The 25,120-nt window shown below is 66.6% G+C and carries 25 protein-coding genes and 1 pseudogene; 8 read left to right on the top strand and 18 right to left on the bottom strand.

The window, feature by feature from the left end:
- Position 1: 1 nt before the first annotated feature.
- The 3 genes from NG701_RS05565 (at position 2) to NG701_RS05555 (ending at position 2,534) form a co-directional block, all read left to right on the top strand.
- On the top strand, positions 2 to 829 hold the full coding sequence (locus tag NG701_RS05565) for an alpha/beta fold hydrolase (protein WP_252565200.1): 828 nt from the start codon (positions 2 to 4) through the stop codon (positions 827 to 829).
- Positions 830 to 913: 84 nt separating this feature from the next.
- On the top strand, positions 914 to 1,795 hold the full coding sequence (locus NG701_RS05560; protein WP_252565198.1) for a serine hydrolase: 882 nt from the start codon (positions 914 to 916) through the stop codon (positions 1,793 to 1,795).
- A 91-nt stretch (positions 1,796 to 1,886) separates the two neighbouring features.
- The gene (locus NG701_RS05555) at positions 1,887 to 2,534 is read left to right on the top strand and encodes a phosphoribosyltransferase (RefSeq protein WP_252565197.1); all 648 of its coding nucleotides are present in this window, start codon (positions 1,887 to 1,889) and stop codon (positions 2,532 to 2,534) included.
- A 107-nt stretch (positions 2,535 to 2,641) separates the two neighbouring features.
- On the opposite strand, the gene NG701_RS05550 is transcribed toward NG701_RS05555, so the two are convergent.
- Positions 2,642 to 3,976, bottom strand: a complete 1,335-nt coding sequence (locus tag NG701_RS05550; protein WP_252565195.1) for an MFS transporter — start codon at positions 3,974 to 3,976, stop codon at positions 2,642 to 2,644.
- Positions 3,977 to 4,258: 282 nt separating this feature from the next.
- Between NG701_RS05550 and NG701_RS05545 the strand changes: the two genes are divergently transcribed.
- Entirely contained in the window at positions 4,259 to 4,984 is a 726-nt protein-coding gene (locus NG701_RS05545) for an IclR family transcriptional regulator (protein ID WP_252565193.1), read from the top strand.
- 43 nt (positions 4,985 to 5,027) lie between these two features.
- Here the strand turns inward: NG701_RS05545 and NG701_RS05540 are convergent, their stop codons facing one another.
- The 4 genes from NG701_RS05540 to NG701_RS05525 form a co-directional block, all read right to left on the bottom strand.
- Positions 5,028 to 6,317: an MFS transporter gene (locus NG701_RS05540; RefSeq protein ID WP_252565192.1), complete on the bottom strand. Its 1,290-nt coding sequence runs from the start codon at positions 6,315 to 6,317 to the stop codon at positions 5,028 to 5,030.
- 127 nt (positions 6,318 to 6,444) lie between these two features.
- Positions 6,445 to 9,522: an AAA family ATPase gene (locus NG701_RS05535; RefSeq protein WP_252565190.1), complete on the bottom strand. Its 3,078-nt coding sequence runs from the start codon at positions 9,520 to 9,522 to the stop codon at positions 6,445 to 6,447.
- On the bottom strand, positions 9,519 to 10,700 hold the full coding sequence (locus tag NG701_RS05530; protein WP_252565188.1) for an exonuclease SbcCD subunit D: 1,182 nt from the start codon (positions 10,698 to 10,700) through the stop codon (positions 9,519 to 9,521). Before NG701_RS05530 ends, NG701_RS05535 begins: the two co-directional genes overlap by 4 nt.
- Positions 10,701 to 10,771: 71 nt before the next feature.
- On the bottom strand, positions 10,772 to 11,737 hold the full coding sequence (locus tag NG701_RS05525; RefSeq protein ID WP_252565186.1) for an aquaporin: 966 nt from the start codon (positions 11,735 to 11,737) through the stop codon (positions 10,772 to 10,774).
- A 142-nt stretch (positions 11,738 to 11,879) separates the two neighbouring features.
- On the opposite strand from NG701_RS05525, the gene NG701_RS05520 reads away from it, so the two are divergent.
- Entirely contained in the window at positions 11,880 to 12,962 is a 1,083-nt protein-coding gene (locus NG701_RS05520) for an ADP-ribosylglycohydrolase family protein (RefSeq protein WP_252565184.1), read from the top strand.
- Here NG701_RS05520 and NG701_RS05515 read toward each other — a convergent pair.
- Both NG701_RS05515 and NG701_RS05510 read right to left on the bottom strand, forming a co-directional pair.
- A complete protein-coding gene (locus NG701_RS05515; protein ID WP_252565182.1) occupies positions 12,949 to 13,467 on the bottom strand; it encodes a DUF4395 domain-containing protein in 519 nt (172 codons plus the stop codon). The two genes, NG701_RS05520 and NG701_RS05515, sit on opposite strands and share 14 nt — an antisense overlap.
- Before the next feature lie 109 nt (positions 13,468 to 13,576).
- Entirely contained in the window at positions 13,577 to 14,569 is a 993-nt protein-coding gene (locus NG701_RS05510) for a 3'-5' exonuclease (RefSeq protein ID WP_252565180.1), read from the bottom strand.
- Positions 14,570 to 14,696: 127 nt separating this feature from the next.
- Between NG701_RS05510 and NG701_RS05505 the strand changes: the two genes are divergently transcribed.
- Entirely contained in the window at positions 14,697 to 15,473 is a 777-nt protein-coding gene (locus tag NG701_RS05505) for a VTT domain-containing protein (RefSeq protein WP_252565258.1), read from the top strand.
- A gap of 120 nt (positions 15,474 to 15,593) precedes the next feature.
- Here NG701_RS05505 and NG701_RS20940 read toward each other — a convergent pair whose 3' ends face one another.
- From NG701_RS20940 to clpS, 9 genes and pseudogenes are all read right to left on the bottom strand, one after another.
- Positions 15,594 to 15,716 (bottom strand): hypothetical protein, encoded by a 123-nt coding sequence (locus NG701_RS20940; RefSeq protein WP_256475553.1) that lies wholly within the window; start codon positions 15,714 to 15,716, stop codon positions 15,594 to 15,596.
- Positions 15,717 to 15,803: 87 nt separating this feature from the next.
- Positions 15,804 to 15,947 (bottom strand): annotated as a pseudogene (locus NG701_RS21345) (VOC family protein); the annotation flags it as partial.
- Positions 15,878 to 16,273: a VOC family protein gene (locus tag NG701_RS05500; RefSeq protein ID WP_252565178.1), complete on the bottom strand. Its 396-nt coding sequence runs from the start codon at positions 16,271 to 16,273 to the stop codon at positions 15,878 to 15,880. The gene NG701_RS05500 and the pseudogene NG701_RS21345, both read right to left, overlap by 70 nt.
- 154 nt (positions 16,274 to 16,427) lie before the next feature.
- A complete protein-coding gene (rdgB, locus tag NG701_RS05495; RefSeq protein WP_252565256.1) occupies positions 16,428 to 17,084 on the bottom strand; it encodes an RdgB/HAM1 family non-canonical purine NTP pyrophosphatase in 657 nt (218 codons plus the stop codon).
- A gap of 26 nt (positions 17,085 to 17,110) precedes the next feature.
- Positions 17,111 to 17,869, bottom strand: coding sequence for a ribonuclease PH (rph, locus tag NG701_RS05490; RefSeq protein WP_058932038.1), 759 nt, complete (start codon positions 17,867 to 17,869; stop codon positions 17,111 to 17,113).
- Positions 17,870 to 17,956: 87 nt separating this feature from the next.
- Entirely contained in the window at positions 17,957 to 18,754 is a 798-nt protein-coding gene (locus NG701_RS05485) for an MBL fold metallo-hydrolase (protein WP_252565177.1), read from the bottom strand.
- Entirely contained in the window at positions 18,751 to 19,818 is a 1,068-nt protein-coding gene (gene murI / locus NG701_RS05480) for a glutamate racemase (RefSeq protein ID WP_252565176.1), read from the bottom strand. The genes NG701_RS05485 and murI overlap by 4 nt, the downstream gene beginning before the upstream one ends.
- Positions 19,819 to 19,887: 69 nt before the next feature.
- The gene (locus NG701_RS05475) at positions 19,888 to 20,454 is read right to left on the bottom strand and encodes a DUF2017 domain-containing protein (RefSeq protein WP_252565175.1); all 567 of its coding nucleotides are present in this window, start codon (positions 20,452 to 20,454) and stop codon (positions 19,888 to 19,890) included.
- On the bottom strand, positions 20,447 to 20,839 hold the full coding sequence (gene clpS / locus NG701_RS05470) for an ATP-dependent Clp protease adapter ClpS (protein WP_252565173.1): 393 nt from the start codon (positions 20,837 to 20,839) through the stop codon (positions 20,447 to 20,449). The genes NG701_RS05475 and clpS overlap by 8 nt, the downstream gene beginning before the upstream one ends.
- A gap of 96 nt (positions 20,840 to 20,935) precedes the next feature.
- Here clpS and NG701_RS05465 point away from each other — a divergent pair, with 96 nt between their 5' ends.
- Together NG701_RS05465 and NG701_RS05460 are read left to right on the top strand one after the other, a co-directional pair.
- Entirely contained in the window at positions 20,936 to 22,264 is a 1,329-nt protein-coding gene (locus NG701_RS05465) for a nicotinate phosphoribosyltransferase (RefSeq protein ID WP_252565171.1), read from the top strand.
- Positions 22,264 to 22,896: an isochorismatase family protein gene (locus NG701_RS05460; protein ID WP_252565169.1), complete on the top strand. Its 633-nt coding sequence runs from the start codon at positions 22,264 to 22,266 to the stop codon at positions 22,894 to 22,896. The genes NG701_RS05465 and NG701_RS05460 overlap by 1 nt, the downstream gene beginning before the upstream one ends.
- 3 nt (positions 22,897 to 22,899) lie before the next feature.
- Here the strand turns inward: NG701_RS05460 and NG701_RS05455 are convergent, their stop codons facing one another.
- Both NG701_RS05455 and NG701_RS05450 read right to left on the bottom strand, forming a co-directional pair.
- Entirely contained in the window at positions 22,900 to 24,684 is a 1,785-nt protein-coding gene (locus tag NG701_RS05455) for a DEAD/DEAH box helicase (RefSeq protein ID WP_252565167.1), read from the bottom strand.
- Positions 24,684 to 25,025, bottom strand: coding sequence for a DUF3039 domain-containing protein (locus tag NG701_RS05450; protein WP_056349372.1), 342 nt, complete (start codon positions 25,023 to 25,025; stop codon positions 24,684 to 24,686). The genes NG701_RS05455 and NG701_RS05450 overlap by 1 nt, the downstream gene beginning before the upstream one ends.
- Positions 25,026 to 25,120: the final 95 nt, after the last annotated feature.

The raw sequence follows: 25,120 nt of genomic DNA, 5'->3' as shown, positions 1-25,120 counted from the left end.
CATGAGCGGCAGGCACACCGGCGAGATGCATTCCCACACCGTGGAGGGCACGGACCCCCAACTTTTTGTCGAGGTGCACGATCCCCATGACGACGCCGGACTGCGCCCTGTGCTGCTGCTGCACGGCTTCTCCTCGTCCAGCAAACTCAACTGGCATGACACCGGGTGGGTTGCGGCCCTGCTGGAGGCCGGCCGCCGCGTCATCACCGTGGACCTGCCAGGACACGGCCGCAGCGGCGCCCCCGAGGACATGGACTCCTACTCCCCCAGCCGGATCCGCGCGGATCTGCTGCAGATAGCGTTCGACGCCGGCGTGCGGCCATTGCACGACGGTGACCCCACCAGCGGGGTCGACGTTGTGGGCTATTCCTTGGGCGCCCGGCTCGCCTGGGAATTCGGCGCCACCCAGCCCGAGATCGTCCACCGCATGGTCCTGGGCGGACCGAACATCGCCGATCCGCTGGCAGCCTTTGACCTTATCGCAGCGCAGAACTACCTCGCCGACGGAACCCCCATTACGGATGAGTCCACGGCCGGCCTGCTCAAGATGGCCATGCTCCTGCCGAGCAACAACATCTTCGCGCTGCTGTCCCTGGTGGATGCCATCAAGGCCGAGCCCTTCGATCCTGCCGAGGCCGTACCCCACATGCCGATGCTCCTTGTGGCCGGCGACCAGGATGAACGTGCGGCCACCATGCCGCAGCTTGCCGCACTCGGAATCCGGGCAGGGTCCATGGCTGAACAGCTGACGCTGCCTGGCCGCAACCACACCAACGCCATCACCAGCCGGGCTTTCAAACAAGGCGCCATCGCTTTCCTGGGAGTCTGATCACTGCGCGACTGATCCCTGACCGCCTGATTCCTGACAGGGGTTTCATAGCTCCCGCATAGGTTCCGCTGGTTGGATCGTCGGATGCACGATCCTTCCCAGCCACGCGCCCGCCGCACGGTCGCCGCCCTACGCCGCCGTTCCGTCCTCGTGGCTGCCGCCGGTTTCCTCGCTGTGGTCCTGATCGCTGCCGCCTACATGCTGGCGCCTGCCCGGCCCGGGCAGGGAGCGGCATTGCGCACATCAAGAGGCATCGACACCTTTGCAAACTCCGCCGCGATTAACTCGGGCCTGGACGCAGCCATCGATGCCATCATCGGCGCCAACAGCCAGTACCAGGTGGGTGTTGCGCTGATGGCTACCGACTGCGGGGACGTGCACCAGTACGGCGTGGAGGAACCGTTCGAGGCAGCGAGCACGGCCAAGATCCTGACCGCTGCGGCCTGTTACCACCTCGTGGAGGAGGGTTCAGCGTCCCTCGATGATCCGCTGGGCGCGTTCACCTCTGACTTCCAGATCCAGGCGATGGTCCAGGACAGGAACAACGAATCGTGGAGCCTGCTGATGGACGCCGTGGGCCTTTCCGAACTTTCGGAGTATGCCGCCTCCATCGACGTCACGTATGACCCCGAGGTGAATACGCTTTCGACCGCCGACATGGCCCATATCCTGGCGGAACTGTTCGAGGGTATGCTCCTGGACCAGGAGCATACGGAGCAGCTCCTGTCCTACATGCAGGACACCAACTACGAAAACCTCCTTCCGGCCGCAGTTCCGGACGGTGTAACCGTCTTCCACAAATATGGGCTGCTCGATGACGAACTCCACGACGCCGCCATCCTCTCGATGTCCTCCGGCAGCTATGTGCTGGTGGTTTTCACGAAGGGTGCCGACCTGAGCGACATCCCTGAACGGACGGTGGTGATCCAGGAAATCACCAAGGCTGTTACCGCCGCCCTCTCGTAACTCAGCAGCTGTGGGAGGAAGTATCCCCGGTTCCCGGCGCGGCAGCAGAAGGTAGGCTGGAAGCGGGGCGGAGACAGCCGGAGAGGGAACAATGAGCACGCGTTTTGAAGACCGCACCGATGCCGGTGAACGGCTGGCGGCGGTGCTCACGCAGTTCCGGGAACGCCCCGAAACCATCGTCCTGGGGCTGGCCCGCGGCGGAATCCCCGTGGCCGCCGCGGCTGCCAAGGCCCTGTACCTGCCACTCGGCGCCGTTCTGGTCCGGAAACTCGGCATCCCCGGCCACGACGAAACAGCGTTCGGTGCGCTGGCCTGGTCGGGAGGCCGGATAGTGCGCCTGCTCAACCGTCCCTTGATCACCCGCATTCTGGACCACGGCGTCCGCCAGGAGTGGCTGGACGAAGTGGAGAAACGCGAAAGGGCCGAGCTGCTCCGCCGGGCCGCGACTTACCCGGGGATCAGCAACGACCTCACCGGCAAGACAGTCCTCCTGCTCGACGACGGACTGGCCACCGGAGCCACCATGCGCGCTGCCGCCGAGGCAGCCCGTTCCGGTGGCGCGGCACGCGTCGTCGCCGCAGCGCCGGTGGGTTCGGTGGAAGCCTACACGGCCGTGTCGCGGGTGTGCGACGCCGTGCTGTGCCTGCATCTGCCGGGCAAGTTCCGCGCCGTGGGCAGCTTCTACCGGCACTTCGAACAATTGGCCGATGAGGACGCCATCAGCCTGCTGAACCAGTAGGCCCGACGGCAACACCGGGCCCTAACGGCGCAACCTGGCCTCACGGCAGAACGGCGGACCCAGGCCAGATGGCCCGAGCCCGCCGTTCTGCGATGCGTACAACAACTTTAGTGGTGGCTGCTGACGCCGAGCGGGTTGCCCTTCGTTTCCTTGGCAAGCAGGACCCCGACAGCCGATATCACGCACAGGATCATGATGTAGATGCCGATGGATCCGGTCCATTTGGTGCTCTGCAGCAGGGCCTCGGCAATGGTTGCAGCGAAAGCACCACCCAGGATCGCACCGAAGGCGTACCCGATGGAGATGCCCGAGTAGCGGACGTTGGCCGGGAACATCTCGGCGTACATCGCCGACATGGGGCCGTAGGAGAGACCGAGGCCGATGGTCAAGACGAAGAGCGCCACGCCGTAAAGCCAGATGTTCCTGGTGTCGATCAGGGCAAACATCGGGATCATCCAGACGAAGATGATCGCATACCCGATCAGGAACGTCTTGACCCGGCCGATCCGGTCTGAGAGCCAGCCGCCGGCGAGCGTGAAGATCAGCCAGCCGAAGGAGGCGAGGGTGGTGGCGAGCAGGATTTCCGGGACCGGCATCTTCAGCGTCCTGGTGGCGTAGGAGATGAAGAAGGCGATCAACAAGTAGCCAGCGGCATTGTTGGCGATGAAGATCATGGTCGAGTAGAGGACTGGCCTCTTGTGGCTACGAATGAGTTCGCTGAGGGGCGCCCTGCTTTCGGCCTTGCGGGCCGCCATCTCCTGGAAGACGGGGCTCTCGGCCACGGCCCGCCGGATCAGGTATCCCACCACAATCAGCACGATGGACAGCAGGAACGGAACCCGCCAGCCCCACGACGCGAAGTCCTCCTTGGACATGTTCGAGTTGAGAACAAAGAGCAGGCCGGTGGCCAGGATCATGCCGACCGGGACACCGATCTGCGGGTACGCACCGAACACACCGCGGCGGCTCTTGGGGGCGTGCTCCACGGCCATCAGGGCAGCACCGCCCCATTCGCCGCCGGCGGAGAAGCCCTGGGCAATGCGGAGGATGATCAGCAGGATGGGAGCCCAGACGCCGATCTGCGCATAGGTCGGCAGCATGCCGATCAGAGAGGTGGCCGCACCCATCATCAGGAGGGTGAACACCAGCATGGCCTTGCGTCCGAGCCGGTCGCCGAGGTGGCCGGCAACCACCGCACCCAGCGGGCGGAACAGGAAACTGATGCCGATGAGCGCGAAGGACAGGATCTGGGCCAGGCCCGGGTTGGATTCGTTCAGCGGGGCCAGGAACAGCGGGGACAGCAGCGTGCCCGTCAGTTGGGCAAAGATGAAGAAGTCGTACCACTCGATGGTGGTGCCGACCAGCGTTGCCGCGAGGACCTTGCGTTCCTCGTGCTTGCTGCTCGGGCCCGCCTCGGAATCGACGCGTGAAGTTTCGGTCATTGGAACTCCGTGGCTTGGGGGCAGCCTGGTGAGGGATTACGGCTGCCGAGGGTGGATTTGGGCCGTCCGATTTACTGATCGAACGGTCAGTAAGTACGACGTTACGCGAAGATGTGATGAAACGCACTACTTTTCTTGAATCTTCGCGCGGATCAGTTCCATAGTTGAACTACCTTTTCGGAATCAGCACACAGCTTTTCGAGAAGCAGCACACCCTCCGACCGCGGGAAGCGCCGTTACGGCACACGGGCAGCGCCCGCGCAGCCGCTTAGGATGGAATCCATGACGCCCGCCGCAGTCCCCTCCGGAGCAACTCAGGCTTCGCCGTCCCAGACCCTGTCTCGCGGAATCCGGGCACTCGAAATCCTGGCGGCGGCGGAGACTCCCTTAACCATTGCGGAACTCGCCGACGCCATGGGGGTTCACCGTTCCGTGGCCTACCGGATCCTGCGGACCCTGGAGGACCACTCCTTGCTGGTGCGCGATGACGCGGGCAGAGTCCAGCCGGGGCCCGGGCTCGCCGTCCTGGCGCGCGGCGTAGCTCGCAATCTCCAGACGGCGGCGCTGCCGGAACTGACGCAACTCGCGAATGCCCTGGCCATGAGTACCTTTGTGGCCGTCTGGGACCGCGATGACTGTGTCACGCTGGTCACCGTGGACCCGCGGCATACCGGGGCCGCCATTGTCCAGCACCCCGGCTCCCGGCATCCGATCAGCGCCGGTGCCCCCGGAATAGCGATCCAGTCCGCCTATGCAGAAGCTGATTGGCGTGCAGCGGCCCCGGGAATCCCCTACCGGCCCGAGGCGGGAACCGCGCGGCAGCTGGGCTATGCCGCCAGCCATGATGAAGTCATCGCCGGCGTCTCCTCCGTGGCTGTCCCGGTCAGAGTCCCTGGCGGCCGGCCGGCCGCGCTGGCCGTCGTCTACATCCGGGCAGCCCAGAATCCGGACGAAATCGCCGCGGCGCTGATGACGGGTGCCGCGCGCATTGAGGTCCAGCTGGGCTGACCGCCGCACACGCCGCCTGGCCGTGACCGGCGCCCGGCATCGATCAGTGGCGTTTGCGGAGAATGGCAGCGGCCGCGGCACCAAGCACCAACAGCCCGCCGGCGGCAACCACAGGCACAACGAATGCGGCGTGGTAGCCGTGGGCCTGCGCGAGCTGGCCACCAACGGCGGCCCCCAGAGCGGTGCCCGCCACGATCCCGCTGGCAAGAGCCGTCATCACGGTCCCCAGCCGTTCCACCGGCGCCACCAGGCCTCCGATCGCGAAGACTGTGACCATGACGGGACCCACCGGCAATCCCAGGACCAGAAGCACCGCAATCATGCCGCCCAACGATCCGGGCACCAGCAGCAGCAACGCGAGCACCGTCATCAGTGCCGCGCTGACCAGCCACCGGGCGCCCGGGCTGAAGCGCTGGGGCCAGTACGCCACGGACAGGGCTGCGGCGGCCGAACTCAATCCCATGACCGCATACAGCAGTCCGGCGATTTCCGAGGTGGCGAAACTGGCGGAGAAGGAGCTCAAAGCCGTCTGGGCGGACCCGAAGAAAGTGCCCATGGCTACCATCGCCAGGACGGGCAGTGCGACGACGGCGGGAATCCTCGCTGCCTTGCGCGAAGCTGCGGAGCCCCGGTTCAGGGGAACCGCCTTGTGGGTGGAGTGCACGGCAAAGGCGGGCACCAGCGTGATGGTCATGGCTGCGGCCAAGGCCAACGGCAGCCAAGGGGCCACCAAGCTGGCCAGCATTCCCACCAGGGCCGGTCCCAGGACGAACGTCAGCTCATCAGCCGTGCCTTCGTAAGACAGGGCCGTGTCCAGATCCCTGCCGGCCTTCGCTCCCTTGCCCCGCGAGGTGAGCGCTATCCAGCGCACCCTGGCCAGCGGCCCTACCTGCGGGCAGCTGGCCCCAGCAAGGAATGCGGCGGCGATCACGGCCACCGGAAAAGACCCGGCTTCGGGCGCAGCCCAAGCCGTCCCGATCAGGGCCAGGACAGCCAAAGTGTTGAGCACCGCCGCCACCAGAAGTACGGGCCGCTGTCCCCTGCGGTCTGCGAGTGCCCCAAAAGCCGGGGCGCCGAGGGCCGAGCCGATTCCCACAACACCGGCCGCAGTGCCACCCAGCGCGTAGGAGCCCGTCACGGACGTAACAAGGGTCAGGGCGCCGACGGTAAGCATGGCCAAGGGCAGCCGGGCGAACAGGCCCAGGGGGATAAAGCTGCGGCCTGCGAGGTGCGGGAGCCTGGCGAACCGCCCGGTGGGCGGAGCCAGCACAGCGGAGGCTGGCGTAGCGTCAGGAGAGGGAGGGGCTTCCAGGGAAGCGGGCAGGGAGGACATTGTTGAAGAGTTCAAGGTTCCGGGCTCGTTCAGTAATGCGCATCGTCCCTCCTCCCGATGCGCGCGACCCGGTAACTATCCAATTATAGAGGCTGGCTGGGGCCAGTCCAGCCCGCCATGGCCGCCGTCACACCAGCGCTTCGGCGGCGTCGGAAATGCGGAGGGTGGAACCGTTCCGGCCCTTGAGGACCTGGAGTTGGGTTCCGATGCGCTGTTTCATCTCCCCCACATGACTGACGAGACCCACAACGCGCCCGCCGTCGCGTAGGCCTTCGAGAGCATCCATCACCTGTTCCAGGGACTGTTCGTCCAGGCTGCCGAAACCCTCGTCCACAAAAAGCGTCTCGATCTGGATGCCGCCGGATTCCTGCTGCACCACGTCCGCCAGCCCCAGTGCCAGAGACAGGGACGCCATAAAGGATTCGCCGCCGGAAAGTGTGGAGGTATCCCGGCGGTGTCCGGTCCACTGGTCCACCACTTCCAGGCCCAATCCGGACTTCGCGCCGCGCGCGGCCTTGGCGTCTGAATGCTGGAGCAGGTAGCGGCCTTCGCTCATGGCCACCAGGCGTTCGGAAGCAGCCGATGCCACCTGTTCAAGCCGTGCTGCGAGGACGTAGCTGTTCAGGCTCATGCGGTACGTGTTGTCGCCACGGCCGGCGGCGGTATCGGCCAGCGCTGTCAGCAGCTGGGCGCGTTCCCTGGGAACGCGCCCAGAACCGGCCAGCTGTTGGTAGTCGTTGCGGACAGCGGCTAGCGCCTCCACACAGCGCACGGCCATGCCGGCGGCGAGATCGGCGGCCCGTGCTTCCTGCCCGGCCTGCTCCGCGGCGGCTTGCAGTTCCGCGAGAAGGGCTTCGTCCATCAGGGGATGGGCTGCCTCTTCAGTCAGTGCCAGCAGCAGATCCTCGGATGCGAACAGCTCGGCAATCCGCGCCTGTTCGTCCTGGCTGGCTCGGACCTCGGCCTGCAGGGCAGCAGCATCAGCAGTCGAAAGCAGCTGTGCGCGAGCCACCTCCGCCGAGCTGAAGCCGGCATCCGGCAACGCCAGGTCAAGCTGGATCCGCGCTTCCTCGGCCCTGGCCCTGGCCCTGCTGAGCAAGGCCTGGGCCTCCACGGCCTTCTCCAGTGTGGCGGCGGCGTCCTGCAGCGACCGCAGCCGGTGTGTGAGGCTGCGGTGGCCGCCACGCAGGGCGGAGAGTGCCTCGTCAAGCGACGCCAGCTGGTCCACCAGTCCCGACAATTCAACGGTGACCTGCGCGAGTTCGGATGCTGCACTGTGCCTGGCGGAATCCGCTGCGGCAATTCTGGCTTCGGCCGCCTCGAGCTGCTGCCGGAGGCCGGCGAGGTTTTTTACCGCCAGCTGCGACTCGCTGGCGGCGGTGCCCGCAGATTCGAAGGCCGCAAGCGCATGCTCTTCGGGGGTGTCCCCGCCCTGGCTTGCAAGGACAGCCACCAACTGGTTCGCATCGCCCAACTCACGGGCCCGCACTGCCAGGATTTTCTCTGCAGCCTCATGGTCGTGCTGGGCGGCTTCCTCGGCCTGGCTGAGGCCCAGTGCTGACGCCGCAGCCTCCGCGGGAGCCGGGTGGTCCGCACTGCCGCAAACGGGGCAGGCCTCTCCCTCGGCCAGCTGGGCAGCGAGTTCGGCGGCGGCGTTGGCGAGTCTTTCCTCGCGCAGGTCCAGCCAGCGGAGTTTCTTCTCGAGCTGGATCTCCCGGGACGCCGAGTGGCGCTCGGTGGCGAGCCCCTGCGCCGCGCGTGCAGCCGTGTAGCGCCGGACGACGTCAAGAAGTTCCTCAGCCGCCGCGGCTTCCTTGGCGTGCAGGATGGCGGCTGAGGCCAGGTCCACCAAGGGCTCGAGGCCCGCCGTCAGGGTTTCCTGCTCCGTGCGGAGGGCCTGCAGCGAAACGCCCAGGTCAATATCCGTTTGTGTGAGTTCGTGCTGCTTCGTGCTGAGCGCGGCGCGCCTGGCAGCCAGCGAATGGAGGCGTTCTTCGTCCGGCAACCTGGCTTCCACCACGGCCAGCAGGGACCGGAGGCGGCTGAGCTCACCGGCGATATCAAGGGCCCCTGCGGCGGACAGCCCGGCATCGGAGTGGTCCGCATCCAGGGCGCCAAGGTCCAGCTGGTCCAGTTCGGGGTCTTCATCCGCCGCCATGCGCAGCAGTGTGATGGCGGATTCCATGGCTCCCGCCGCGTGCCTGACCTGGGTCTGGCTGGACTGGGCAGCCTGGAGCTGGCCCGTGAGCACCTCGGCGCGGCGGTGCTGTTCGAGCCGGGCCGCATGGACCTCCAGGGACGGCAGGGTTGCCTCGGCGGCTGCCTTCCGGGCCTCGGCGGCTGCCAGTTTGCGGTGACGTTCCCGCCGCTCGGACTCGCTCTCCAGCCGGCTTGAGGTGTGCCTGCTGAAGGCCGCAGCGGCCTCGGCCGCGGCAGCCAGTTCCCCTGCGCGGTGGGCCACTGTTTCCTGCAGCCATTCGATCCGGGCAGCGGATTCCTCCTGGGCAGGAGCTGCGGAATCATCAACGGCCAGCGCGGTGGCCTCGGCTTCGGCCCGCGCCGCCAGCAACTCAAGCTCGCTGTTCAGCCGGGCAACATCGTTCCGCGCGGCCTGCGCCTGCGCCGCCAATTCCTGTTCCAGGGCCTCGAACCGCTGGGTGCCGAAGAGCTTCTGCAGCAGTTCCAGGCGGTCGGCTGCCTTGGACCGCAGGAAGGCCGCAAAATCGCCCTGCGGCAGCATCACCACGCGGGTGAACTGTTCCCGGTCCATTCCCAGCAGGGCGGTGATTTCAGCGCCGGCTTCGTCATTGCGTCCGGATCTCTCCGTCCACGTCCCGCTGATGCGTTCCCGGAGGAGCGTTTTGGCCTGCTGTGTGGTGAAGCCGTTCTTCCCCCGGGCACTGGGTTTATCCCAGGCCGGCGACCTGGTGACTTCGAAGTGGCGGCCCTGAGCGGAAAACTCGCAGGTTACCGCCGGTTCGAGCGACGGCTCGGCATGATCGCTGCGCAGGCGCTTACCCTCCTGGCGCGCCCCGGGCACGGATCCGTACAGCGCAAAGCAGACAGCGTCCAGCACGCTGGTCTTGCCTGCTCCGGTAGGGCCGTTGAGGAGGAAGAGCCCGTGGGCGCTCAACCTGTCGAAGTCGATTTCCTCGGTGCCCGCAAAGGGTCCGAAGGCTGAGATGGCAAGGCGGTGGATCCTCATAGCGATGCCTCCGTCAGGCGTACGTTATCCAGCGCCGCAGCGATAGCCGACCGCTCGGCGTCGTCCGCGTCCCGCCCCCGCACATGATCGAGGAATCCGCAGCAGAGCGAGAGATCATCCTGGGCTTCGGCGAGCCGGCTGCTGTAGCTCTTGGACGCCTTGACGGCGCCGCCCTGCGGATCAAACCCGAGTACCAGCGTGTCCGGAAACCGGGCCCGCAGCCGCTCCATGGCCTGCGCGGGCCGCTGCTCATCCGTCAGGGTGATCTGGCAGTACGCCCCTTCGGCCCAGGAATGTTCTGCGGACTCCAGGAGCTCCAAGATATCGCCGCGGAGCACGGCCAGCTTCCGCGGGGCTTCCCACGACAGTTCCGATACGCCGGTCACACCGTCCGGGCCGACGTCGATCAGCCAGCTTCCCTTGGTGTGCTTGGCTTCGGAGAACGAGTAGGCCAGGGGCGAACCCGAGTACCTGACCTGCGGCGACAGGGTCTGGCGGCCGTGCAGGTGCCCCAGCGCGGTGTAGCTGAATCCGTCGAAGAGGTCCAGGGGCACGGCTCCGACTCCCCCGATGCTGAGGTCCCGTTCGCTGTCTGAGCTGATCCCTCCGCTGGCGAACGTGTGGGCGAGGACCACCGAATGGACGGTTCCCGCTGCGCTGCGCTCCGCGAGGTCTGCCCGGATGCGGTCAGTGGCGGCGCGGGTGACTTCGAAGTGGCTGGCGGTTTCTACACCGAGCTGTTCGGCGACGAGGCGCGGTTCCAGCCAGGGGATTCCATAGATGGCCAGGACGGCGCCCGGCGTCCCGCCGTCACCCGTCTCCAGGGGCAGGACGACTGGCTGGTCCAGGTCCGACAGCCGGGTCCGCAAGTGGACGCCGCCACGTTCCAGCAGCCGGGAGGCGAAGCCCAGCCGGATGGCGGAGTCGTGGTTGCCGGATGTCAGCACCACAGTGGCGCCGGCCGCCGTGAGCCGCACCAGGGCATCGTCCAACAGCCCCACGACGTCGACGCCGGGCAGGGCGCGGTCGTAGACATCGCCGGCGATCAGGACAACGTCAACGGCGTTTCCGGTGACGGCGCTGACGAGCTGATCAACAAATGACCGCTGGGCGTCCAGCATCCCGACGCCATGGAAGGACCTGCCCAAGTGCCAGTCCGAAGTGTGCAATAACCGCATATTCTTACGCTAGCGGCTGCCACCGACAGTTTAGGAAACCGCCGCAACAGGCCGTTGCCCAGTCAGGCAGCCTAGCCGCGCTTTCCGTTGAAGAATTCCTGGGCCTCGTCGCTGCTGTCCGGCTCGTCCGCGGCGGCATGAACCGGCGCGGGCTTGGCCGGGGCAGCGACGTCGGCATCCTCGTCGTCGAAATCCTCAATGTCGTCGACAGCACTGTCGTCAAATACTGATCCGTCAGCGGCTGATCCAGCGCCTGAAGCAGTTACGGAAACAACCGGCTCGGCGAACCCACGGAAGACCATCCCGGCGATGGCTGCGCCCGCCAAGGGAGCAACCCAGAAGAGCCACAGCTGCTCAAGGGACCAGCTGGAGCTGAAGACGGCCGAGGCCGTAGCGCGGGCGGGGTTGAACGGCGCATTGCCCACGGACAGGCCCAGCTGCAGCAGGACGGCGAATGCGAGGCCCACGGCTACGGCGGCTGCCGTCTTGTTGACGTTGTTGCGCGCAGTGGTGCCCAGGAAGACGGCAACCAGGATGGCGGCCCCAAGTACTTCCAGCAGGAGCACGCCGGCGAGGGGCGCCTGGATGATGGAATGCTCGCCGAATCCGGCGGTCACGGTGTCGAACGCCGTGCGGCTGTCCTGGATGCCCGGCAGTGTGCGCAGGATGCCGAAGAGTGCGAGGGCGCCCAGGAGCCCGCCCACCAACTGCGCGCCGATGTAAGCAGCGGCGTCACCGAGCCGGATCCTGCCGGCAACGGCGTGGCCAACGGTCACCGCCGGGTTGAAGTGTCCGCCGGAAACGTAGCCGAAGGCCAGCATCGCCGCGGTCACTGCCAGGCCTGCTGCGAGCGCGGCGGGCAACGGGCTGGACTGCGGGATGGAGAACAGCGGCACGCCCAGGCCTGCCACCACGATGAAAAGGCTGCCAAAGGCTTCGGCAGACAGCCTGGACACCAGCCCGTGCCGGATTTCGGCACCGCTGCCGGCAGTCAGCCCGGGGGCGGGATCACGGTGGACGGGCACAGGCGTGGTCATGGTGGGGCAATCCTTTTCGTTGGGGTGTGGTGCCTTTGCATTCTGCCAAGGGATTCTGGGCGTTGGCTGAGTCCGAGCTTAGTGGACGGACGGCGTGGCGCCCCGGCGCGTTCCACCTCCGCCCCACGGTAAATTTACTGTCATGAGCATTGAACCGGGCGCCGTTGCCGCGCCCCCGCTGAAGTCCCGCATCCACGGCTGCCTCCTGGGCGGCGCGCTGGGGGACTCGCTGGGCTACGCGGTGGAGTTCGACCCGATCGAGGCCATCCGCCGGCGCTTCGGGCCCGAGGGCCTGACGGACTTCGCAGCGCTTGACGGCGGCAGTCACTTTTCGGACGATACGCAGCTGACGCTGTACACCGTGGACGGGCTGGTGGAGGTGCTCGAATGGGCCAATGACGGCGTGGGTGCCGATGCGAACGCCTGCGTGTGGCTGGCATATCTGCGCTGGCTGGACACCCAGGGCGAGTCCGTACCGCCGCAGGCCCCGTCGCAGCCGCCGCGGTGGATAGACGGCAACGAGGTCCTGAGGCACCGCCGCGCGCCGGGAAAGGCGTGCATCAGCGGGCTGTCCACCGGCGAAATGGGGACTGTCTACCGGCCGGTAAACCCTGAGTCGAAAGGCCGCGGAACGGTGATGAGGTCGGCACCGTTCGGCCTGATTCCCCTCATAGCGTCCGACGCCGTCTATAAGTTGAGTGCCGACGCCGCCTCCCTGACGCACGGCCATCCGTCCGCACGGCAAAGTGCCGGCAGCTTCAGCCTGCTGATCCACCGCCTGGTGGCCGGTGACACCCTGGCGGACGCGGCGGCGGCGGTCCTGGCCGAAGTCCGTGGCCTGAAGGATGTGGCAGCGGAACTTCCCGAGCGGCTTGAAGCGGCCATCCGCTGTGCGGGAACAGGCATCCTGTCGCCGGAGGAACTGGTTCGGCAGCTCGGCGAGGGCTGGGTCGCGGAGGAGGCGTTCGCCGTCGGGCTTTACGCTGTCCTGGCCACAGCGCCGGATGCGGACTCCACACTGTCGCCGCAAGACCATTTCCGGGCGGCCATGGCGCTGGCCGTCAACCACAGCGGCGCCAGCGATTCCACGGGATCCATCGGCGGAAACATCCTGGGCGCCTACTACGGCGAAGAGTGCCTGCCCCCGGAATGGCTCGACGCACTCGAAGGGCCGGACGTCATCCGCGGCATGGCCGACCTTCTGGTGGGCGTTACGACCGCTTGAGCGCGACGTTGTTGCAGGCCTCGCAGATGTCCTCCGGGATCAGGCCCCGGCGCTGCAGCACTCCGAAGATGACGCAGCCCAGGCAGAATCCGGCGAAGGCCTCCAGCGAGGCAGCCGCGATGAGTATTGCCAGCGCAATCCACGCTGCCGGGGCGGCACCGGCAAGGAACAGGATCAGCGCCGTGGTGGAGACTACAGTCCCCATGCCCTGGGCAAAACGCTTGGGCGGTCCGGGAACCAGGCGAACGCGGCCCAGACGGGGTGCCAGGACCTTGACGGAGAGCAGGGCCAGCGGCGAAATCCGTGGGCCGAAGAGCACCCGCAGCCAGAAGCCCGCGGCGATCAGCACGAGTCCCCAAAAGGACCCGCTCAGCAGTGTGGCGCCCGCGAGGAGCACCACCAGGCCGGCGGTGATCCGGGCCGCGTACTCGTTGACGGGGTTGGGGAAGGCGAACACGGCGGACCAGTTGATTCCGGTTGTTTGGCCGTCCGTTAGTTTGCTCATCCTGCAAGGCTAGGAGCCGGGCACGCCGCAGGGAAGATTTGTTGCGCCGGATGAACACCGGGCCGGATCCGTGCAGCCGGAATCACCGCAGCCGGACAAACCGTGAGGCTCAGCCGCCCACCATCTGCAGGAACTCGCCTTCGGAGAGTACTTCGATGGGCTGGCCGCGGTCGTGGAGCTCCAGGACGCGCCGGGCCTTGCCGGTCAGCCTGCCGGACCGCAGGTCCGCGGCCACAAAGCCGTCACCCACAACCAGCACCGTGGTGCGGGCGGTTACCCGGCTTTCCGGCCGGGCACCCAGCTCGGCCGAACGCACCTTCGCTTCCGGCCGCGCCATGGAGAGCTCGCCGGTGAAGACAACGGTCTGGCCGTACAGCGGGTGGGAGGGTTCGGCGTCGGCATTGGGTACGGGGTTGTCGCCCTCCTCCGGCCACCCGGACAGGAACGGGCGCACCAGCGCGGCGCTGCCTCCGCCAGCAGCACCGGCAAGGGCGGTAAGGCTGGCTTTGGACAGGACATCGTGCGCAGGGTCAAACGCCTCCTGATGCGGCAGGACCAGGCCCAGCGACAGGTAGAGCTCGGCAATGCTGTTGGCGTTGTTCCGCGCAGCGATGTCGATCAGGATGCCGGCGCAGGCGCGGGCGTCTTCTGCGGCGTCGTGGTGGTTGACCAGCGGCACGCCGGCTTCCTCTGCGGCGAACGGCAAGGAATTGGAGACGAGGGAGTAGCACCGCCGGGCCAGCATCACCGTGCAGACGTAGTCGTAGGCAGGGCCGGGCAGGCCGGAGACCTCAAGCCCTGACCGGATCACTCCAAGGTCAAAGGCCGCGTTATGCGCCGCCAGGATGTCGTCCCCGATAAAGGCACCAATCTCCGGGAACAGCTCACCGAAGCGGGGACGGCCGGCCACGTCCGTGGCCTTGATGCCGTGGACCCTGACGTTGTGGTACTCGAAGTGGTCGTGGTTGACCGGCGGCCGCATCAGCCACGACGCCTCATCCACCACGCGCCCGCCCCGCACCTTCGTCAGGCCAACCGCGCACGGTGAACCCCGGAAGCCATTGGCCGTCTCGAAGTCGATCGCCGTAAAGTCCAAACCCACGGCCCATACTTTACCGCCGGACAGGGCCGTTCCCGCGTCACCAAGGCGGCCCTGTCGCGCATATCACGCGGACGACGCCGGGTAGCGAGGGTGCGTCAAGTACCCTGAGTAGGTGAACTTTCTTGCGATCAGCGACCTTGCCGTGCCCATGCTGGGTGGTGCAGGACCGGTCCAGCCGCAGCTGGCATCCTTCCTGCCCGACTGGCTGAACCCCCAGATTTTCTTGGCCGATCCAGCACTTGCACCCTGGGTGGTGCTGCTGGTCTGCGGAATTGTCTTCGCCGAAACGGGCCTGCTGGTGGGATTCTTCCTTCCCGGCGATTCGATGCTGTTCACGGCGGGGCTGCTGGTGGCAACGGACACCATCCAGTTCAATGTCTGGCTCCTGGCGCTACTGATCACCATATCCGCCATCATCGGCAACCAGACCGGCTACCTGATCGGTTCCAAGGCCGGCCCCGCCATCTTCAACAAGCCGAACTCCCGCCTCTTCAAGCGCGAAAACGTGGAGAACGCACACGCCTTCTTCGAAAAGCACGGCGGCAAGGCACTGATCCTCGCCCGCTTCGTGCCGATCATCCGGACCTTCGTGCCCGTGATCGTTGGCGTGGCCCAGATGGACAAAAGGAAGTTCTTCCTCTTCAACGTGATCGGCGCGGTCCTGTGGGGCAGCGGCGTCACGCTGTTGGGCTACCTGCTCGGTGACAGGGTCCCGTGGGTCCGGGAGAACCTGGACATCATCTTCATCGTCATCGTGCTGGTCTCCGTGATTCCGATCGGCATCGAAGTACTCCGCGGAATTTCCGCCAAGCGCCAGGCCGCCAAGTTCGGCACGGACGCCGTCGAGGAATTCATCGAGGAACACGAACCCGAAGCCGAGCGGAAAACCCACCGGGACCACTGAGCCCTCACCACGCAGCCTGTCACTACTCCCCGGCCACTCCCCCGGTGTTGTCAAGATATCGGCATTTTGAACGGCTTTTTCGCGCGATATCTGGATAAAACTCCGTGGCACTCCGACGGTTCAGTCCTCGGCGTGCCAGGCATCGATCATCACGGTGCCGCGCGGCGAGTTCAGTGTGGCGCTGAGCGGCGCGGCGTGGGCAAGCCCCACGGGGGTCGCTCCCACTTCTGGCAGCTTCGACACGTCAAAGCGCCTGCTGCGGCACCCCAGCAATACCAACTCCTGCAACGCCAAGAGCTTCGGCGGGAGGTGATCACAGGGATGTGCTCCCGTCCATTCGATCAAAGTCGGCAACGCGCCAGCGCATTCGGTGCGGCCATCGTCGCGTACTGTAATGCGCCACTTCAACAGGCCTTGCGGCGTATCGCGCTGCGCTGCCAGTGGTACGCCGGGGTCGAGGTCGACGTTGGCCAGGCGCTGCACAGCATTTCCATCATGCCCGTCTGCGCGACTGCGTGCACCAGTAGAGGACATTGGCGCACCGCCTCGCGCAACGTTGGCTGGTCCAGCCCGAACCAACGCGGCCGACCCGGGGCCGGCGCTTCAGGGTCAATCGCGATGATCTCCAGATAGCACTGCGGGTAGCGCACCGTGCTGATGTCCAACACTCGATTGTGCGTGCCCATCAAGGCGTGTTTGCCTCCACCGGAGGGCTGAACGCCGAATGTGGCCCCGCACCAGGCGACGCCCTGTTCGAGCGGATCTGCGGCGATGACCAGGTGATCGATGCGCGCGTTCACAGCGACATTATGTCGGCCCGCCCCAAATGCTGCCTCCGCGGCCCTGCCGAAGGATGCCGGCGGAATGACGAATGTCTCCCCAGGCGTTTTTGTCCAGATATCGCCCGTTCGAGCCTCACTTAGTCGCGATATCTGGACAACAACTCCCGTAAGGTCACTGGCGGGCGAGCGCGCCGACAATGGCCGGCACGAGCGCACGGAAGGCCTGCCCGCGGTGGCTGATGGCGTTCTTTTCCGCCGCTGACAATTCAGCGCAGCTGCGGTCCTCGCCGGCGGGCTGCAGCACGGGATCGTAGCCGAAGCCACCCTCACCGCGGGGTTCGCGCAGGAGGGTCCCCTCAAGCTGGCCGTACTCCACCACTTCGCGGCTCCCGGCACCCGGCCCCGGGACCGCCAAGGCCGCAGCGCAGACAAATGCGGCCCCCCGGTGCCCGTCCGGGACATCGGCGAGCTGGTCAAGCAGGAGCCTCAGGTTGGCGGCGTCGTCACCGTGCCGGCCGGACCAGCGCGCGGAAAAGATTCCCGGCGCCCCGCCGAGCACGTCCACGGCGAGCCCCGAATCGTCGGCAATGGCCACCAGGCCTGTGGCTTCGGCCACGGCCCGCGCCTTCAACAGCGCATTCTCGGCGAACGTGACACCGGTTTCGACGACGTCTGGCGCACCTACCGCCGCGGCGTCCACCACCTGCGTGTCGACGTCGAGCCCGGGGACCTGCCCGCGCAGCAGCTCCCGGAGCTCCCTGAGCTTGCCCTTGTTGTGCGTGGCCAGGACGAGGCGCGCTACAGGCGCGCCGCCATGTTCCGCGTTCATGGCGTTGCTGTTCACGGTGTTCAGGTTCACAGTGCGTCGGCGAGGGTTTCGCGCTGGATCGCCGCCAGGGCGGTGGTGCCCAGGAGGGCCAGGTCCAGCAGCTGGTTCAGCTCGTCCCGGTCGAAGGGAGCACCCTCTGCGGTGCCCTGGACTTCCACGAACTTCCCGGATCCGGTGACCACCACGTTCATGTCGGTTTCGGCGCGGACATCCTCAACGTAGGGCAGGTCCAGCATGGGCACGCCGTCGATGATGCCCACCGAAACCGCTGCGATCGTGTCGATGAGGGGCTGGGCGTTCTTGGCGATCAGCTTGTTGTCGCGGGCGAAGCGGATGGCGTCCGCCAGTGCCACGTAGGCGCCGGTGATGGCCGCGGTGCGCGTTCCGCCGTCGGCCTGGAGGACGTCGCAGTCCAGTACGATCGTGTTTTCGCCCAGGGCCTTGGTGTCAATGATGGAACGCAGCGAGCGTCCGATCAGCCGGGAAATCTCGTGGGTCCGCCCGCCGATTTTCCCCTTGACCGATTCGCGGTCGGAACGGGTATTGGTGGCCCGGGGAAGCATGGCGTACTCCGCCGTGACCCAGCCGCGGCCTTCGCCCTTGAGCCAGCGCGGCACGCCTGCCGTCAGGGACGCCGTGCACAGGACCCTGGTGTTGCCGAACTCGATGAGGGCCGATCCCTCGGCCTGCTTGGACCATCCGCGGGTGATGCTGATGGGGCGGAGCTGGTCGGGGGCGCGGCCATCGGCGCGCACTACGGGCACTGCGGTTGCTTCAGAAGTCATGCCTTTAGCTTATCGACTCACGGCGAGCCGTCCCGCCGCAGAGCGCGCAGCGGACCAGCCAGCGCCGTGTGCCAGAGGGGCAGCGGGTCAGACGGTGTAGTGCACACCGGCCACGGCAACGGCCACGTCGCCGCCGAACACGGGGCGCGCTTCGGCCATAACAGTGGTGGGCGATGTCCAGACGGGGATGTGCGTGAGCAGCAGCCGGCGTGCGCCCGCGCTCTCTGCCGCCTCGCCAGCGCGTTTTCCGGTCAGGTGGACATCCTTGATGTCGTCGTCGCGGCCTTCCTCAAAGGCGGCCTCGCACAGGAACAGGTCAGCGTCCTTTGCCGCTTCCTCCAGCCCGGCACAGGAATCGGTGTCCCCGGAATAGGTCAGGACCCGGCTGACCGGGTTGCCCTGCTTGTCCGGTTCGGTCACTTCCACCCGCAGGGCGTAGGCCTCCTCCACGGGGTGGTTCACCGCGAACGGCGTCACCGTGAACGGCCCCACCGTGACGGATTCCCGTTCGGTCCAGTTGGTGAAGTCGAATTCCTCGTGCATCCCCGGATCCAGCTCCAGGCCGTAGGCGGTGGCCATCCGGTCCGCCGTCGCGGCGGGGCCCCACACAGGAATCCTGCCTCGTCCCCAGCCGCCGGGCTTCCAGCGGACCGCCACGTGCAGGCCGCACAGGTCCATGCAGTGGTCCGGGTGCAGGTGGGTCAGGAAGATCGCGTCGATGTCCTCAAGGTCCGTGTAGCGCTGGATGGCACCCAAGGCTCCGCTGCCAAGGTCCATCACGATCTTCCACGTCCGCTCGCCGTCGTTGGCGGTCAGGAGGTAGCAGGACGCCGGGGAGCCCGGGCCGGGAAACGAGCCGGTGCAGCCGACGATGGTGAGCTTCACAGGGCAGGTCCTCCGGCCCGGTGGGCGCCCACAAAGTTCGAAATCCGCGGTCCCGACGACGACTGCCGGGCGCTGGCGGTCTGCGCGGCCGCGATCATCTCGGGGGTGATCCGCGCCAGGCTGCCGGTGGGGTACTGGGCCGCCACATGGTCCACGTGCCGGACGGACAGGACCTCTGGCCCCAGGAAACGGCGGGCCAGCGTTTCGAACTGGCCGGCGTCACCGGTGGCGATGAAGTGGTGTTCCGGCGGTGTTAGAGCAGTGCGCTGAAGGTCGTGGGTGGCGAGGGCCCGGTACACGTCCTTCGCCGTTTCCTCCGCGCTGGACACGAGCGTCACGGCGTCGCCCATCACGAACGAAATGACGCCGGTCAGCAGCGGATAGTGCGTGCAGCCCAGCACCACGGTGTCCACGCCTGCCGCCTTCAGCGGTGCCAGGTACTCTTCGGCAATAGCCAGCAAGGCGGGTCCGGTGGTGATCCCGGCCTCCACGTAGCTCACGAACTCAGGGCAGGCCACGGACGTGATCGCCAGGTCCGGCGCGGCGGCGAACGTGTCTTCGTAAGCCCGTGAACCAACGGTGGCGGAGGTTCCGATGACGCCGATTCGCCCGCTGCGGGTGGCAGCGACAGCCCGCCGGACGGCCGGCTGGATCACCTCGATGACGGGGATGCCGTATTTCGCCGTGTACCGCTCGCGGGCGTCCCTCAGGACAGCGGCCGACGCCGAGTTGCAGGCAATGGTCAGCAGCTTGACGCCGGAGTCCACCAGTTCGTCCATCACGCCCAGGGCGTTGGCGCGGACTTCGGCAATGGGCAAGGGCCCGTAGGGCCCGTTGGCGGTATCCCCCACATAGAGGATGGACTCGTTGGGGAGCTGGTCGATGATGGACCGCGCCACGGTCAGTCCTCCGACACCGGAATCAAAGACGCCGATGGGTCGGGACCCCATCTGGCCGGTGGTGCTACTGGCTGCGGAGTCCGATGTGGCTGCGGCTGACGGATCCATGCTCGAGGCTGTAGTCATGATTATTCGAGGATAGGTCTTCCCCGGGGCCGCAGCCATCACATTGTGGCGCCCGACTCATGTCAAATTTGTCACATTGGCGATCGAATCCCGGAACAGGACAGCTGTTCAGGCCCGTGAGTCCAGGGACTGAAGCATCGCTTGGACCAGTGATTCCTGAAGCCACGTGGTGAAGTTGTACACCAGGGCGAGGTAACTTTCCACGTCCTCGGCCTGGGACCAGTCCTGCATCAGGTGCACGTGTTCGGCGTCCTCTTCATCCCGGATATCCAGGCGTTCCGCCAGCACCAGGCGCACATCGTTCAGGGCCATGGACCAGAACCTTGCCCCTTCGGCGGTGAGGACCACTTCGTCCCTGTCCAGGTCCAGCGCGGCGGCGCGCAGCGCGCCGATCTTGGTTTCCCGCAGCGAGCGCTCGGTGAGCTGGCGGAACTCCAGGGACGCGCCGTCGTCGTTCTTCATCACGTTGGGCAGCAACCGCTTAACGGCACGGTCCGTCGGTTCCTGGACGTCCATATCCAGTCCGATCAGGGCAGCCAGCGGATCCTGGCTGGCGTGTTCGGCCGGCTGGAGCATGGAGATGACGTCGTCGATCAGGCTGCGGAGCAGTTCCCGTTCGGCAGGTTCCAGGAACCCGGTGATGCCCTTGAGCCCGGATTTGAATGCCTTAGCCACGTTTCCCCTTGCCCTGCCCGGACCCGCCGGTTTTTCCTGAGTTTTTGGAGTTTCCACCATTCCCGCCGGAGGCCTTTTCCACGGTGGCCCATAGGCCGAAGCCGTGCATGGCCACGGCATGCCGCTCAACCTGTTCCTTGCTGCCGTGGGCAACAATGGACCGGCCTTTCTTGTGGACTTCCATCATGAGCTTGTTGGCTTTGGACTCGGAGTAGCCGAAGTAGCTTTGGAAGACATAGCTGACGTAGCTCATCAGGTTGACGGGATCGTTCCAGATCACCAGGTTCCAAGGGATGTCCGGGGCGGTCAGGGAGTCGGTGGACGCCTCTGTCCCGGTCCGGGTGCCCTCCTGTGTATCAGGGCCGAGCGCAACGCTTAAGGTCATCTGTCCATTCTATGGGGATGCTGGGCCCACGCCGGCGAGGGCCCCGCGGCGAAGCGAAGCGAGACGCGGGAGCCGGTGGGGACTAGAGTGAATTTTGTGAGTACCTCCGCCGGCTGGGACCATCCCCGCACGTCCTTTTACACAGACCACTACGAGCTGACCATGCTGCAGGCGTCGCTGCACTCGGGCGCCGCGCACCGCCGTTCGGTCTTCGAGGCCTTTGCCCGGCGCCTGCCGGACGGCCGGCGGTACGGGATTGTGGCGGGAACGGGCCGCCTGCTGGAAGGCATCGCCGACTTCCGGTTCGGCGAAGCGGAGCTGGACTTCCTGGGCCGGACCGGCGTGGTCAACCAGGACACCCTGGAATACCTGGCGAACTACCGTTTTTCCGGTGACATCTGGGGCTACCCGGAGGGCGAGGCGTACTTCCCCAACTCCCCCATCCTGATTGTCGAATCAACATTTGCCGAAGCATGCATGCTGGAGACCTACCTGCTCTCGGTCCTGAACCATGACAGTGCCATCGCCTCCGCCGCATCCCGCATGATCACCGCGGCCGGCAACCGGCCCTGCATCGAGATGGGGTCCCGCCGCACGCACGAGGAATCGGCAGCAGCGGCCGCCCGCGCCGCCGTCATCGCCGGATTCGACAGCACCTCCAACCTCGAGGCCGGCATCCGCTACGGCATCAAGACCGTCGGGACCGCCGCGCACTCCTTCACGCTCCTGCATGACACCGAGCGGGACGCCTTTGAGGCGCAGATCGCCTCCCTCGGACCCGGCACCTCGCTGCTGGTGGACACTTACGACGTCGAAGCAGCCGTGCGTGCCGCCGTCGAGTTGGCTGGGCCCAAGCTGGGAGGCGTCCGGCTGGACTCCGGGGACCTCGTGGCCCAGGCCCAGTGGGTCCGGCGTCTCCTGGACGAGCTCGGCAACGTTAACACCAAGATCGTGGTCACCTCGGACCTGGACGAATACGCCATTGCCGCGCTGCAGTCCGCCCCCGTGGATTCCTACGGTGTGGGCACCTCGCTGGTCACCGGCTCCGGTGCGCCCACCGCCAGCATGGTCTACAAACTCGTCAGCCGCACCGACGACGCCGGCAACTTCGTCTCCGTTGCGAAGGCCGCCAAGAACAAAACCAGCATGGGCGGCCGGAAGTACGCGCTGCGCAAGCTCAACGAGCGGGGGGTGGCCACCCAGGAAATTGTGGGCATCGGCCACCGCCCCGAAGACGACGGCAACGACCGGCCGCTGCTTCAGCAGTTTATGAAGAACGGCGAGCTGCTGCCGGGCTGGACCGGACACGAGGGTGTGGTCCGCGCCCGCCAGCGGCACGCGGACACCATGGCCGAACTGCCCGGCGTCGTCAACCGCCTGCAGCGCGGCGAGCCTGCCATCCCCACCACCTACGAGGAGAACTGATGTCCCGCGCCCTGATCATCGTTGACGTCCAGAACGACTTCTGCGAGGGCGGCTCCCTTGCCGTGGCCGGCGGTGCCGATGTTGCCGGCGCCATCAGCGAGTACGTGGACGCCCATCAAAATGAGTTCGACTATATTGTTGCCACCCAGGACTGGCACATCGATCCCGGCGCGCATTTTTCCGACACGCCCGATCTCAAGGACAGCTGGCCGCGGCACTGCGTGGCCGGCACGCGCGGCGCAGAACTCCATCCGGACCTGGACAGCGAATACATCCAGGCCTACTTCCAGAAGGGCCAGTTCGCCGCGGCGTACTCCGGCTTTGAGGGCCTGCTGGCACCTGAGGATGCCGTCCCCACCGGGGAACGCCAGCCGGGCGCCATGCCCGCTGACGCAGAAGCCTACGCACCGGCGGACAACGCCATCGGACTGGACGACTGGCTGCAAAGCCACGATGTGGAGGACGTTGTAGTGGTGGGGATCGCCACCGACTTCTGCGTGATGGCCACCTCGCTGGACGCGGTCCAGGCCGGCTACTCCGTCACGGTCATCCGCTCACTCACCGCCGGCATTGCCGAGGACCTGGAGGATGCCGTCGCCGAAATGGAGCTGGGCGGCGTCGAAGTCGCGTAAGTACTACTTCCGGCCGATGAACCAGTCCTGGAGCTTCCGCAGCCTGGACTGAAGCTGTTCCTCGTTCGCCTGGGCCACTGGAGGGCCGCCGCAGACGGTCCGCAGCTTCGTGTGCACCACACCGTGCGGGGTTCCGGTCCGCGCCGACCAGGCCGCCACATTCTTGGCCAGTTCGTTGCGCAGGTCCATCAGCATCCGGTGGTCCGGTATGGCCGGCGCCGCGGCGGCCGGCTCGGCTGCCGGTGCGCGCCGGTTCTTGCGGTTGAGCTGTTCGTGCTGGCGCTGCCGCAGCAGCGTCCCCACCTGCTCGGCATCCAGCAGCCCGGGGATGCCCAGGAAGTCCAGTTCGTCCTCCGAGCCCACTTCTCCCCCGGTGCCGAACTCGCCGCCGTCGAACAATACCCGGTCGAAGGACGCCTGTGAGTCGAGGGCCTCGAACTTGCCCTTGGTGAGGCTGTCGGACGCCTTGTCCTCCCGGTTGGCCTCTTCCATCAGCGAGTCCTCGGGATTGAACAGGCCGTCGCTGTCCTCTTTCTCGGGGCGGTCCAGCGCGTGGTCGCGTTCGGCCTCCATCGAGTTGGCCAGGGCCATCAGCTGCGGCACGGACGGCAGGAAGACCGAGGCCGTTTCGCCGCGTTTCCGGGCGCGCACAAAGCGGCCCACGGCCTGGGCGAAGAACAGCGGTGTGGAGGTGGACGTCGCGTAGACGCCGACGGAGAGCCGGGGCACGTCCACGCCTTCTGACACCATGCGGACGGCCACCATCCACCGTTTCTCGCTCACGGTGAATTCCTCGATCTTGCTGGAGGCCTTGGCGTCGTCGGAAAGGATCACGGTGGGCGATTCGCCGGTGATCCTTTTAAGCTGTCCGGCATAGGCCCTGGCATCCTCGTGGTCCGTGGCGATGACCAGCCCGCCGGCGTCCGGAACGGTGCGGCGCACTTCGCTGAGGCGTTTGTCCGCCCCCGCCAGGACAGCGGGAATCCATTCCCCGGCCGGGTTCAGCGCCGTCCGCCACGCCTGCGATGTGATGTCCTTGGTGACCGCGGACTCGCCCAGTGAGGCCGCCATTTCCTCGCCGGCGCTGGTGCGCCACCGCATCTGGCCCGAGTAGGCCATGAACATGACCGGGCGCACCACGTGGTCACGCAGGGCATTGCCGTAGCCGTAGGTGTAGTCCGCTTTCGAGCGCCGGATGCCGTCCTTGTCCTGTGCGTATTCAACGAACGGGATGGGCGAGGTATCGGAGCGAAACGGCGTACCGGTCAGGGAGAGGCGCCGTGCCGCAGGGTCAAACGCTTCGCGGAGGCCGTCGCCCCAGGACAGGGCTTCGCCGCCGTGGTGGATCTCGTCAAGGATCACCAGCGTGCGGGCGGCCTCGGTCTTGGCGCGGTGCAGCATGGGTTTGCTGGCCACCTGCGCGTATGTGACAGCAACGCCAACAAAACCGCGGCCGTGCTGGCCATCGGAGTTCTTGAAGTTGGGGTCGATGGCGATGCCCACCTTGGCAGCGGCGTCGGCCCACTGCCGTTTCAGGTGGTCCGTGGGCGCCACGATGGTGACGCGGTTGACCGCCCCCGATTCGATGAGCATGGAGGCCACGCGCAGCGCGAAGGTGGTCTTGCCGGCGCCGGGAGTTGCTACGGCCAGGAAGTCGCGGGGATCGGTCCTGAAGTAGAGGTCAAGGGCTTGCTGCTGCCAGGCACGGAGTTTTTGGGCGGTTCCCCAGGCTGCGCGTTCCGGATAAGCCGGTGGCAGGGTGGGGCCGCCAAAGAGCGTCTCCGTCACTACTTGTTGTTGCCCGAGTCCCCTCCGGGACCCTTGCCGCCGTCGTTCCCCGGGCGGAGGCCGTCATAAACCTCTTTGCACATGGGGCACACCGGGAACTTCTGCGGATCCCGGCCCGGCGTCCACACTTTGCCGCACAGGGCAATGACAGGATCACCCGTCAGCGCGGATTCCATGATTTTTTCCTTGCGCACGTAGTGCGAGAAGCGTTCCCGGTCACCGGGCTCCACTTCCTGGCGCAGCTCTTCGCGCTCGATGGTTGCCGTGGACGTTCCAGCCCCGGAAAGCTCGCGCATCGGGTCGTTTTCGAGAGGGTCCGTCATGCTAGTCATGGCATCCATCTTAGCGTCCCGGGACGGAGGACGTTCCACGGCGGGAGGACCGTTTTGCGCTCACTGCACCCGCCGCCGTCGGCTGTTCCGCGCAACGCCGCTAC

Source organism: Pseudarthrobacter cellobiosi, from assembly GCF_023913815.1.
GTDB lineage: Bacteria > Actinomycetota > Actinomycetes > Actinomycetales > Micrococcaceae > Arthrobacter > Arthrobacter cellobiosi.
The sequence above is the reverse complement of the archived record's forward strand: the minus strand, read 5'-3'. Positions and strand labels throughout refer to the sequence as shown.